Origin of the sequence: Candidatus Tisiphia endosymbiont of Melanophora roralis, assembly GCF_964026575.1 — a bacterium.
In the GTDB taxonomy this organism is placed as follows: domain Bacteria; phylum Pseudomonadota; class Alphaproteobacteria; order Rickettsiales; family Rickettsiaceae; genus Tisiphia.
Genome location: NZ_OZ032161.1, coordinates 648,545 through 660,902 on the forward strand (window position 1 = coordinate 648,545; position 12,358 = coordinate 660,902).

Annotated in this window: 9 protein-coding genes and 1 tRNA gene; 2 read left to right on the forward strand and 8 right to left on the reverse strand. The window is 30.0% G+C overall.

Annotated elements, in window-relative coordinates; all coding sequences use genetic code 11:
* Positions 1 to 133 precede the first annotated feature (133 nt).
* The 8 genes from AAGD53_RS03200 to AAGD53_RS03235 all read right to left on the reverse strand — a co-directional run bounded on the left by AAGD53_RS03200 (position 134) and on the right by AAGD53_RS03235 (position 10,172).
* Positions 134 to 1,294 carry an MFS transporter gene (locus AAGD53_RS03200; protein WP_341763254.1) on the reverse strand — a complete coding sequence of 387 codons (1,161 nt, stop codon included), beginning with the start codon at positions 1,292 to 1,294 and terminating at the stop codon, positions 134 to 136.
* 851 nt (positions 1,295 to 2,145) lie between these two features.
* Positions 2,146 to 4,392: a tetratricopeptide repeat protein gene (locus AAGD53_RS03205; protein WP_341763255.1), complete on the reverse strand. Its 2,247-nt coding sequence runs from the start codon at positions 4,390 to 4,392 to the stop codon at positions 2,146 to 2,148.
* A 608-nt stretch (positions 4,393 to 5,000) separates the two neighbouring features.
* Positions 5,001 to 5,912 carry a tRNA (adenosine(37)-N6)-dimethylallyltransferase MiaA gene (gene miaA, locus AAGD53_RS03210; protein ID WP_341761218.1) on the reverse strand — a complete coding sequence of 304 codons (912 nt, stop codon included), beginning with the start codon at positions 5,910 to 5,912 and terminating at the stop codon, positions 5,001 to 5,003.
* Between the two features lie 461 nt (positions 5,913 to 6,373).
* A tRNA-Ala gene (locus tag AAGD53_RS03215) sits at positions 6,374 to 6,449 on the reverse strand.
* A 40-nt stretch (positions 6,450 to 6,489) separates the two neighbouring features.
* Positions 6,490 to 7,041, reverse strand: a complete 552-nt coding sequence (gene idi, locus AAGD53_RS03220) for an isopentenyl-diphosphate Delta-isomerase (RefSeq protein WP_341763256.1) — start codon at positions 7,039 to 7,041, stop codon at positions 6,490 to 6,492.
* Positions 7,042 to 7,045: 4 nt separating this feature from the next.
* Entirely contained in the window at positions 7,046 to 8,332 is a 1,287-nt protein-coding gene (waaA, locus tag AAGD53_RS03225) for a lipid IV(A) 3-deoxy-D-manno-octulosonic acid transferase (protein ID WP_341763257.1), read from the reverse strand.
* 8 nt (positions 8,333 to 8,340) lie between these two features.
* Positions 8,341 to 8,919, reverse strand: a complete 579-nt coding sequence (locus AAGD53_RS03230) for a lysophospholipid acyltransferase family protein (protein WP_341763401.1) — start codon at positions 8,917 to 8,919, stop codon at positions 8,341 to 8,343.
* A gap of 50 nt (positions 8,920 to 8,969) precedes the next feature.
* Positions 8,970 to 10,172, reverse strand: coding sequence for a pyridoxal phosphate-dependent aminotransferase (locus AAGD53_RS03235; protein ID WP_341763258.1), 1,203 nt, complete (start codon positions 10,170 to 10,172; stop codon positions 8,970 to 8,972).
* A gap of 395 nt (positions 10,173 to 10,567) precedes the next feature.
* Here AAGD53_RS03235 and AAGD53_RS03240 point away from each other — a divergent pair, with 395 nt between their 5' ends.
* Both AAGD53_RS03240 and AAGD53_RS03245 read left to right on the forward strand, forming a co-directional pair.
* On the forward strand, positions 10,568 to 11,590 hold the full coding sequence (locus AAGD53_RS03240) for an SAM-dependent methyltransferase (RefSeq protein ID WP_341763259.1): 1,023 nt from the start codon (positions 10,568 to 10,570) through the stop codon (positions 11,588 to 11,590).
* A 7-nt stretch (positions 11,591 to 11,597) separates the two neighbouring features.
* A complete protein-coding gene (locus AAGD53_RS03245) occupies positions 11,598 to 12,353 on the forward strand; it encodes a VacJ family lipoprotein (RefSeq protein WP_341763260.1) in 756 nt (251 codons plus the stop codon).
* Positions 12,354 to 12,358 lie beyond the last annotated feature (5 nt).

A 12,358-nucleotide genomic window follows, 5' to 3' on the forward strand; every position in this document is an offset into this window, starting at 1 on the left:
AGTAAAATATCCCAAATCCATAACTTATTACTATAGGCAACATAATACATAGTATTCCTATCTGCCCCATATATTTTGTACAATATATAAAACCAAAAGATGTAACAACAGAAATTGTGGCATGTGCTAAGGCTTATACAATACTACTATAAGTAAAGCGTTTAAAAATAGGGAAATATTTATAAAAAATTGCACTAGCTGGAGCTGAATCAGGTGCAAATAACACGATCAATAGTTGTATTATAAATAAATGTATAGGAGTGCTGACCCTATAAAGAAAATAAGGGCAAAATATTATAAAAGTAGAGAAAATTACCCACCTGACTTTAATAATCTTTAAAGGGTATATTCTATAACTTAAATACGCTAATAATAGCGTAGTGAATAGCTGTATTATCGAAATAAGAAAGTTATGATAAATAATATCTCCAATACCATAACCAAAAGAATTCCTGAGTATATTACCACAATAAAAATACACAAAATATGTTGGTACTGGACCAGCACATTGAATTAAAAAATAATAGAATACTGTTTTTTTCTGCACTTTTTCTTCTAAAATCGGATCACCTTTTAATATTTTTCTATCAATAAAGTGGTTATCAAAAAATGTTTTTAATCGCAATTTTGCATTAGCAAATTCTTGTGCTTCTCTTAAGTTAGTTCTAGCAACTGTACCTATAGTGGCAATTATCATTCCAAACCAAAAAAGATACCGCCAATTAAATCCATAGTTAGTAATCAAAAAACCAAAACCTAATGCAACCATTGACCCCAAGGAGGCACAAACCGTAATCAACGTTACAACTGGATATTGTATTGGTGGTTTTGTTATTTCCATTAAATATAACTCTGCTCCCACCCTCTCACCTAAGGAAGATATACCTTGTACTGCACGACATATACTAATAATCCATGAAGCCGTAATTCCAATTTGTTCATAAGTTGGTAAGGTAGCCATAACAAAACACGAGGCTGCCATCATAAAGGTTGTAACAATGATAGTTATTTTTCGACCAATAGTGTCTCCTATCCAACCAAACAGCAATGCTCCAAATGGTCTAAAAACAAAAGTGATACTATATGCAATTGCAGTAAAAAAAGCGGCAGAGTCTAGATCATTTTGGGGAAAAAACAGACTATTAAGTAAAACTGCCATATGAACATAAAGCATCAGATCAAAATACTCAAGGAATGTTCCTATTGACAGTAACCCGACGGCTTCTTTTTGTTCTCTCGTTAGATTGGTTTGGGGATAGATAACCCTACCATCGGCTTGTACAAATTTACTCATAGTTGTTTAAATCTTACTTATATATTATCTAGAATTATAATTATATATAACTGTTTTAAAAACCCCCCATGTCAATTTGACATATGGGACTATAATTTTAGGGTTTGATGCTACATAATTTCACAACACATATGGAGTTTCCAGCTAGTGCTATATCTTCTTCCGAGTCAGATGTATCAAGACAAGTGTCGTACGAAGCATTATGCTGGGAAGAAGATGCCCCCTGATATGAGAGGAATTGTTGACAACGCGATTCTAATTGTCTATCAGCTTATCCCTATCATCAAAATCATCAGCCATTTTATATTTTGCCATGCTATTTAGGTTGATTTATGTTGCCATATTTTAATTAGAATCAATTCTAAAATAATAGTCAACTTATTTTAATAAAAAAATTAATTATTTTTCATAATATAAACAATATCTAATATTCTACTCGTATGCGATACGATTTTGATAATCAACATCTCTTTGATCTCAGGTTATATTTTTACCAAATATCTCTTTTCCCCCTTCTAATTCTAATTTGTTTATAGAACCGTGATATTGTTACAACCAAGATTTATTATTTCAATTTTCGATATTATAATTTTCTTGCTATCGTTCAACCAAATCTTCAATATTTATAAACACTATAATAAATATAAGGTTAATAAATGATAGGATATCAGCAGGAAGAAAGAAGCCTAAAGAATAAATCTCCTACATTAATTAAACCGAGCTAATGTAAAGTTGGAGTATTGAATGCAAAAATTAATCTCTTAAACAAGGTCTCTTATATATTATAAACACATAATGCCATCAATGATTTTACCAACAGCTGCCGAGTAGAAATCATAGAACCTTAATGCTTAATTGTTCTTGCCCCACAAATCCATGTTATATTGTTTGCAATATTCAAACATATCAACTGTATTAGGGTGGTGTATGCCAAATTCCTTAATTTGTGGCTTGCCAAAAAATTTATAATTATATAAATCTTTGCTTTTACAAGCTGCTTTTGCTCCTTTCTTGTATAACTCACTTACTTGAGCAACATTTTTTTTTCTATCTCCATATAAATAATGAAATATAACAAACGCTTCTTTATAAGATTTTATGGCTTGCTTAAGCTTATCCTGGGCAAACAAAATATTACCTTGTACTATATAATTAACTGCTAAGTCAAGATTTTTAGAATAATTCGTTTTATCATGGATTGTGTTTTCCTCTATTAACCCTATGGAGATAGCTTGATTAATATATTCAGAAGCTTTATCTACTTTACCTAAACCTAATTCGCTTTTTGCCATTTCTGTATAAATATCTGCAAATATTTTATTATTCTTATGCTTTAGAAGCTTATATATATCATATATCTGTTGAGCTTGGGTATAAGCTTCTTGATATCTACCAAGAGAATTTAATATACTTACTCTATATAAGCGGTGTTCACTAAGGGCTATGGCATTAATATCAAATCCATTTTTTATAAATATTTCAGTAGCTTTATCTACATACTCTAAACTTTCCTTATATTTGCCTTGCATCTCACATAATGCACTTTTTAAAGTATACATTGTAGATATATCAATTTCTTGTATTACTCCTTGTTTTGCTAGTTCTTCTATCTTTTTAAGAAATTCCTTAGCAAGTGCTATATTACCTAAAAGTATCTGAGATTCAGATATATTTGACATAATACTAAATTTAAGAGAATAATTGGCTTCATCATCATCAAACTTATCTACAATATTTAATGATTTATTCAGATAAGAAATCGCTGTGTCAAAATTCCTTAATATTATTTCATGATACACTCCTATTGCTCCTAAGTACCTAGCATAATAAAATTTTTGAGATTCAGACATTTGCCACAATTTAAGTTCCTTATTTTTATCTTTTTGATTAAACCAATCAAACATTTGTTTGGCTTTGTTGTTATAAATGTTTAGATATAGAGAGAATAACTCAGACCTTAAGGTAAGTATTGCGTATAAATTAATATTATATTTTTCAGAGTTTTTTAGAAGAATCTCTAAATTTTCTGGTATAGTTTTGGCACTTCTCCACAAATATGCTGAAAAAATTCCTTTTGGTTTAGGTAATTTGCTAATCATATTTTCTAAATATATTTTATTATTATTGCCATTTAGTTCCATTATTTTATTGCTGACTATATCATGCATTTCAAAAATAGGATTATCCTTGTTAGGATCAATATTACTGATTATAAATTTAGATAATTGATATATATCATCATCTAAAGTATTTGTATTATCAGTAATGATGGTAAGCAGCTGTTTTGAGAAACTTTGATTATTGAGTAAAGCTATTTTATTAAGTAATGTTACTGCATTAGGGTTTAATTGTTGAATAGCCATACTAATATTCATTGCTATTTTATCAGTAGATTGATAAATTTTCTTTTTATATTCTTCTTTCTCTAAACCTTTAACTTTGTTAAGTAATTGCGCCCCTTGCACTATCAATATTGGATAACCACTAAAAGATTGCGTTAAAAATTCGATACTATTATTATCCTTATTGTTCAATAAGTTATTAGCTAAAGCTACAATAGTGGGGTGATCGAGTAGTGGCATGGCTATAATGTTATGTAACTTTTCATTATCTTGCGAGCAAAACACTACATGACCATTATGTTCCCAATCAATTAAATCTTGTACTTTTTTATTTTCATTAACTTTTAAATTATCAAACACCAATAACCATTTAGTAGTAGTAGTTAAATATGACATTACTTCTTTTTTGGATAGAGTTATTGCTTCAGATATATTAGCTTGTTTAACCATATTGAGTTGTTGGGCTAATTTAACAAATTGTTCATTAAGGTCTAGGTTACAATCAAAAAACCAAATTAGATCATAATTATTTTTATTCTCATAACTATACATCCTAATCAGTTGAGTTTTACCTATACCACTAGTACCAACTATACTTGCTTGTCTATATTTATTTAAATGCTCATCAAGGATTTTAAGTTGTTGCTCATGATTGACAAAATAACTAACTGGAGTGATTAAATTAGATACTTGTTCTTGAGCAAAAGTATTACTATAAATAATTAGTAATATGAATAATATTAGAAATTTTTTCATATAATGAAACTGTTGAAAGATAAATTATGCCTTAACGGTACGTATAAAACATATTATTACGAACAATTATAAAGAATAAGCAAAAATAACTCAACTTAAGTTTGAATATTAATAATAAAAATCATTAAAAAAAATAGGAAAGTTTGTTTGCTAATTCTGAACCTAAATTTCACTAACCTAGTATCAGTAGGGCATCTTTACAATCTCAAAGTTCGTATAATCCCTTATGGTGATTTTTGACATGTATAACGCCGATAGACCTCTAAATTATAACCTTATCCCAACGTAACTAGTGATTTGAGCAGTATTATTTATCAGGAGTGTAAATGACATCGTCAAACTCCTCACTTAACGAAGGCATTCTGATTTGCAAACTTGCTGTACAATTTATCACATTAAAATTGATGGAATATATTTACAACATATATGATACAATTAATAGCTCTTTAACCAACTCGGCTAACTGCAACTTTAACACAGGATAGCCGTAAATACTATACAATGAGGTTGATAGCTCACCAACAACAGTTTGTTTATGTTATTACATTATGCACTGCATTTTGTTTGGTGCTTACATCGAACTTAGGTTAATTATAGGTCTAGTTAATTTATAATATCTCCAAATCAATAATCAACTCTTCAAATTGCTGATTATTAGAATATTCTAGAGTTACCTTGTCCTTTATTTGGTTTTTGAACCAAGTAATTTGCCTTTTTGCATATTGCCTAGTCTTAATTTGTGCTAGATTTATGGCATTTTGCAAAGTAATTTCATTATTTAAATAGCATAATATTTCCCGTAGACCAATGGTTTTTATTGCAGAAGAATATATATCAGGAAAATCTTTTTTAATTTGAGCTACTTCTTCAATTGCTCCTTCATTAAATAATTTTTCTAACCTAGTATTACATGTTTGATAAAGAAATTCCCTCTTTGGATGTAGAAAAATTACCTTAAAATCAAATGCTGGAAGAATAGATTTATTTTGTAAGCTTTGGAAAGCAAATATAGATTGCCCGGTTTCCATAAATACTTCATAGGCTCTTATAACCCTTTGAGTGTCGTGTTCATTTAACTTCTGAACAGCTAGGTTATCTAGCTCTTTTAGTTTATAAAAAAACTGGGTCGAACCAATCTTAGAGTGTAGCTCTCTAACATATTGCCTAATTTTAGGAGATATTGATGGTATTTCATTATAACCAAAAAGTAATGAATTAATATATAACCCCGTACCGCCAACAATTATTGGTAACTTGCCTCTACTACGAATGTTTGTAATTTTTTCAAGAGCATAATTTATATATTGTATTACCGAAAATTCTTGTTCTATAGATAAAAAATTATAAAGATGATAAGGAATCTCATTACGGTATATTTGTGATGGCGAGGCAGTAATAATGGGAATCTGCCTATATATCTGCATAGAATCACAGTTAACTATCTCAGCATTATATATTTTAGCTAAATAATGTGCCAAATAAGACTTGCCACTAGCGGTAGGTCCACATATAACTAACATCGAGTCAATAATTTTTTTTGTGTAAGTTAGCTTGATTTTTATATATATTACATTGATCAACTCAAGCTTTTATCAAAGCATTATATTGCAAATCTGTATTCTATATTTCATTTTCAGACGAAACTCTCATATATCCAACCAACATTCGTAAAACCAATGACAAAAGTTGACAAGACGTTTTACTTAATTGTTTACCACAATTATTGGTAAGATTTCGCCACTCAGGTGGGATAAAATTACCGACTATATTATAGAAAATAGTGTCAGGATTTTCAATTAAGTTGCCGGAAAAAAATTAACGATTCTGTCATATTTCCTCCCCGTGAAAAACGGTTAAAAATAGACTATTTTGTATGTCAAATTTGGAGACTTTTGGTGGAAAACCAAAATAAAACCAAAATAAAACCAAAATAAAAATACTTTTAAGAAATTATAAAAACCTTGGAAAGGTTGGAGGTATTTGGTGGAGACAGGGGGAATCGAACCCCCGACCTTTTGAATGCCATTCAAACGCTCTACCAACTGAGCTATGACCCCTAGAAATACTTTATATCATTAGTTCAGCTTTATACTATAGTTACAGAGCTGAATCTATAAATTTTTTGAATATTTCATTATTTTCTAATATCTCGAACTCTTCGATGCACCAAGGGGAAAATTTTGTTGGGTATTTTTCCATATATAACTTAAAGTCTACCCATTTAAGTAATTTTACTTCTGCTATTTCTTGTTCATTTATTTTTATGATATCATCTGATAAAGCCAAATATATCGGGCATATTTCATTTTCTACAATATTATTTATAGCAAATTTATATCGATAATTAGCAATAATATCTACTTTCTGTAGGTTTACTAAACCTAATTCAAACTTTGCATGCCTATAAATTGCTTGTTCATAAGTTTCGTTAATTTGTGGATGTCCACAAAAACTATTTGACCAGAATCCACCCCAAGTTTTTTTGAGTAAACTTCTTTTTTGTATCAAAAATTCTTTTTTGCTATTGAAAAGAAATACAGAAAATCCCCTATGCAATGGAGTATTAGAATTATGAGCTTTTAACTTATCCTCTATTCCAAGGATATTATCTTGTTCATCAACTAATACCACATGTTCTGAGTATAACATAACATTAATTTCCCACTAAGTGTTTTTCTATAATATTTAAATAATTACCTAAAATTTGTTGGTTTTTATTGACAAATTCCAAAGCATTAGCCTGATAAACTTTAGCTTCCTGAGTACCAGTCTCAGATAGAAGATACTCAATTTTATTCAGTAAATCATTTTCATCTCGAATTTGAGTAGCAGCTTTATTAGTAAGCATTTCATTAGCAATATTAGTAGAATTACTCATATCTGGCCCAAATATAATATAATTAGCAAAATATGCTGGTTCAAGTACGTTATGTCCTCCTTGTTTAAATGAACCGCCAATGAATGAGATATAGGCTATGCTAAAAAACAATCCAAGTTCGCCAAATTTATCAACAATGTAAAGATCATCAGTTAGAATAGGTATATTTTGTTTGGACTTGATACTATAAGTTAAATTTAATTGAGTACACGCTTTTCCTATATCATTCTTACGCTCAGGATGACGTGGAATTAGAATAAAATAGCAATCTGGGTATCGTTGTTTTATTGGTTTTATAATGTTAAGTACTACTACCTCATCGTCTAAGTGGGTGCTAGCAAATACAATAACTCTTTTACCACTCATATGTTGTGTTAAAATTGTTAACTCTTGTGCATTTACAGGTAATTTTTTGTTGGCAAATTTAATGTTACCTAAATTAACTATATTGGTCACACCAAGTTGCGTAAATTTTTGGAAATCACGGTTACTTTGCACAATAATCTCACTAAAGTTAGCGGTAACTAATCTAAAAAATGAACTTATTTTTTTCCATGATTCAAATGATTTATCAGAAATACGTGCATTCAATAATAATAGTTCACAATGTTTTGCCCCTTCGCTAATGAGACATGGCCATAACTCTGATTCAACAAGAATTCCTAGGTTTGGTTGCCAATTTCTAAAAAACTTTTTAACAAAAATAATATTGTCTATAGGAATGAATTGATGAATGGCATTTTGCGGTAGTTTTTGTTGTAATATTTTTCCAGAAGATCTAGTTCCCGAAGTAACCAAAAACTTTAAGGAGGTTTTTGGCATAGTTCTTTTTAACCAAAGATTATTGATATTTTCAACTAAGGTAAAAGCTATAAGAGATTCCCCTACACTGGCTGCATGTATCCAAACTAAAGTTTCATTTCGTTTAGCATGTGCATGGGAAATAGCAAAACGTTCCTTAATACGTTTTACATCTTCTTTGCCAATAATAACTCTTAATACTAATAAAAAGAAATACACTGGAAGAAGTAGAAAACTTAAGACATAGTATAAATAGATCATAGATAGATTTACTTCAACCCCGTTAATGCTTGTGCTAAATTAATATTGTCTTGGTTTTCATTTCCTACAAAAGCTAGTGGTAAGCCTATAAAAGCTGTTATTTTACCAAAAGGTAGAGGCATAATCAGTTTATCCCAACTTTTGAGTAAAAAATATCTAGAAGCACTACAAGAAACTGGTATCAATTTTATATTATATTTTTGAGCAACTTTGTTAATATTACTATTTATTTTATAAATAGGCCCACGTGGGCCATCTGGTGTAATCACTATATTACTACCGTTATGTAACTTTTGGATAATTATTTTTAAAGCTGATACAGGATTCTTATTACTAGAACCATTTATTACCCCAAAGCCAAATTTACCTACTATATCACTAATTATTCTGCCGTCTCGATGAGGGGAAATAAGAGCATAAATATCTTTATGACCGGCGAATATTCCTGGACCTAAAGCCAATCTGTTATGCCAAAAAGCAAAAATTACCCCTTTTTGTGCCAAAAATTCTTGTTTATTGTGATTATCTGAAAAAACAAATTGCCAACGACAGGTAAAATAAACCACTCTCAAATAAGTATACAGCATCTTAGTAACTACACTAAGTACAAAATTGTTTTTTTTAAGGATTTTTTTTATCACGTTAATTGATTACAAGCATTCTTTATACGCGAGCATGCTTGCTCCAAGTTTTTTATCGAAGTTGCGTATGAAATTCTAAAATAACCTTCTAGACCAAATGCAATACCAGGAATAACCGCAACGTTACATTCTTCAAGCAGATATTCTCCAAAATCGTTACTATTTTTGATAATTTTACTACTGGGAGTTTTCAAACCAAATAATTCATTACATTTAGGAAACAGGTAAAATGCCCCTGCTGGTTTATCGCAACTAATACCCTTTGTATCACTTAGAATTGATAAGGTTAGATCACGTTTTTCTTGAAAGTTTTTTGCATTAGGTTTAACAAAATCTTGAGTGCCAGTTAAAGCTTCAATAGCTGCCATTTGGCTTATAGAGCAGGGGTTAGAAGTACTTTGTGACTGAATAATAGTCATTGCCTTAATTAATGATTTAGAACCAGCCCCATATCCTATACGCCATCCTGTCATAGAATAAGCTTTTGATACACCATTAACAGTAAATATTCGATCTTTTAAATCCGGTGCTACTTGGGCAAAAGTATAAAATTTAAAATCATCAAAAATAATATGCTCGTAAATATCATCTGACATAATATTTACATTGGGATATTTGCGTAGTAATTCAGCAATATCTGCTAGCTCTTGGTAAGAGTATGCAGCTCCTGTTGGATTACTTGGTGAGTTAATAATTAACCATTTAGTTTTTTGGGTAATTACTTGCTCTAGAGCTTCAGCTGTAAGCTTAAAATTGCTATCAATGCCACAGTTAACAAATACTGGAATCCCTTCAGCTAACATTACCATATCTGGATATGAGACCCAGTAAGGACTGGGAATAATTACTTCGTCCCCTTGGTTAAGGGAAGCCATAAATAAATTATAGATTACTTGTTTACCGCCGCTTGATACTATTATCTCATCTAACTCATAATCTAAATTATTTTCATACTTGAATTTAGTCTGTACTGCTTGTTTCAGCTCCAAAATGCCATCAACATTAGTATATTTTGTGAAACCATCTCGCAGTGCTTTAATTGCAGCCTCTTTGATATTATTGGGTGTGTCAAAGTCAGGTTCACCAGCCCCAAGAGAGATTATATCTCTACCCAGCTTTTTTAGTTCAAATGTTTTTTTAACTAAAGCTAAAGTTGGAGATGGTTTTATTATATCTAAGCGTTTAGCAATAAGTGACATGATTCTGTAGAACCTTATAATTATTTTCGTATTACGCGAATTTGGGATAAGAATTTGTTAATTCTTATCCCAAATGGGGGGTATTATACTATAATTGTTAAAAAAAACAATTCTTGAAAGCAGAATTTAGTACAATATGATTTATTTTATATAATTTATTACTATTAAGTATTAGTGTCATTTGATATATATGTTATCATATACTCAGATAGAAAATCAAGAATTGCGTTGTCGTCTTCAGGGTTCTTCGGTACTCACGTACTAAATGTACGCCTAGCACCTCGACTCTTCGACTCCTGCTACTATCATGATTTTGATTCTATCGTCTATCAATTCTTCATTTACGAGTAGTATATGATGAATATATGTTTAAAAAATCAAATTTATAGCAATTTATGTTCGGCAGCAAAATTATTCGTAACAGTTACGGCTCAATAAAAGACAAAATAAAATTATACTATAATTATATTAAGAATTTCCCATCTTGGTATAGGGAGAAAATCTTTACATCTATCAATTATTTTGTCGATGTAAAATATAGGGTAACACACTTAAAAGAAACTAATTTTAATCTTGGTATAGAACATTTGTATAAAAATAACTTAAATGACGCTATACTAAGGCTTAAATTGGTTGATAAAATTCTTTCTCCTAACGACCATCAAGCTAATTATTGGCTTGGTTGGACATATTTCTTAAAAAATAATTATGAAAAAGCTTTGTATCATCTACAAAGAGCTTTTGAAGCTGATCAAATAAAGTTAGCATCTTTTATACAAAATTATAATAATTTGTCAGAGATTCCACCGCAAATTTGTCATCAATATAAAAATCTTACCGCTGAATATTATGGCAATAAATTTCGCAGTAATAATAAACTGTACCTACCTTACAGTTTTGTAAGCACAACTATGAATAACATAACAGACTTACCTGATAATTACCATATTTTGGAGTTAGGTAGTAATATAGGCTTAGTGGGTTATGAAGTAAAAAAGCGTTTTCCTGATGGCTTTACTTTTACCGGTATTGAAAATTCAGAAATTATGAATAAGCTTGTTATTATATATGGTAATATTTATGATCAGTTATTAGAAATTTCAATATCGGATTTTATTAAACACGACTCTAATAAATATGATGTAGTACTGAGTTTTAACTCTCTTTCTTTTACTAAAAACCTATTAGATTACTTTAATTCTATTTATTCTATAGTCAATGCATTAGGGTATTTTGCATTTTGTTTACCAATAGATAACGTCACAAACCTTTCATTAAAGAAAAAAGGATTTGTTTTTACTATAGCAGATATTAAGAAAGCTTTAGGTCAAACTAAGTTTACCATATTAAATAGTGAAGAATTATCTCTAGAAAAAAATGATAAATACTATATGGTGATTTGTAAGAAAAACCATTAATGAAGCCATGAAGCAATTTATATTACTGTTGTTAGTTAATTTTTCTAGTATAACTGCAATAGCGAGTACTCAAAATACTCAAGATGATGAAGATTTTAGGTATGTTTATAATGAAGGTAAGGGATGTACTCAAGTCTATGACCCTTATGAGAAACTAAATCGTAAAATTTTTGCCTTTAATTCTGTTTTAGACTATCTGTTCTTACGACCTATTACTATAGGCTATAAACGAATTAGTAATAATTATACTAGGGCTAGAGTGAGCAGTTTTCTAGATAACATTAGTGTGCCTTTGACTGTTGTCAATTATGGTCTACAGATGAATTATGACCAAACTATGAAAAGTTTATGGAGATTTTTAATCAATGCTACGTTTGGTATAGGTGGGTTATTTGATGTAGCAGATAAAATTGGATTGAGAGTTACCAAACAAACTTTGGGTAGTACTTTCGCCCACTATGGAGTTGGTCCAGGACCATATTTAGTTATACCATTTCTTGGTGGTACTAATGCAAGAGATAGTACAGATGCTATATTTACAAATAGTTACTTAAATCCTATAATGTACGCGGTACATAGAGATTTTGAAATCATAGTTTCTGGTGTACAAGTTATAAATACTAGATTAGGATTATTACCGTTTACTGACTATATAGGATGTAGTTCTACTGACCCTTACATAGCTGTAAGATCAGCTACGCATCAAAATCGTGAATCTGTAATTGTCTATCCTAAGCAATTTAAATGCCCTAAACCTAATTAAGAGTA

Coding starts and splice junctions, on each gene's coding strand:
- AAGD53_RS03200 (WP_341763254.1), bottom strand. CDS start 1,294: ATGAGTAAATTTGTACAAGCCGATGGTAGGGTTATCTATCCCCAAACC.
- AAGD53_RS03240 (WP_341763259.1), top strand. CDS start 10,568: ATGTTCGGCAGCAAAATTATTCGTAACAGTTACGGCTCAATAAAAGAC.
- AAGD53_RS03235 (WP_341763258.1), bottom strand. CDS start 10,172: ATGTCACTTATTGCTAAACGCTTAGATATAATAAAACCATCTCCAACT.
- AAGD53_RS03230 (WP_341763401.1), bottom strand. CDS start 8,919: ATGCTGTATACTTATTTGAGAGTGGTTTATTTTACCTGTCGTTGGCAA.
- miaA (WP_341761218.1), bottom strand. CDS start 5,912: ATGTTAGTTATATGTGGACCTACCGCTAGTGGCAAGTCTTATTTGGCA.
- idi (WP_341763256.1), bottom strand. CDS start 7,041: ATGTTATACTCAGAACATGTGGTATTAGTTGATGAACAAGATAATATC.
- AAGD53_RS03205 (WP_341763255.1), bottom strand. CDS start 4,392: ATGAAAAAATTTCTAATATTATTCATATTACTAATTATTTATAGTAAT.
- waaA (WP_341763257.1), bottom strand. CDS start 8,332: ATGATCTATTTATACTATGTCTTAAGTTTTCTACTTCTTCCAGTGTAT.
- AAGD53_RS03245 (WP_341763260.1), top strand. CDS start 11,598: ATGAAGCAATTTATATTACTGTTGTTAGTTAATTTTTCTAGTATAACT.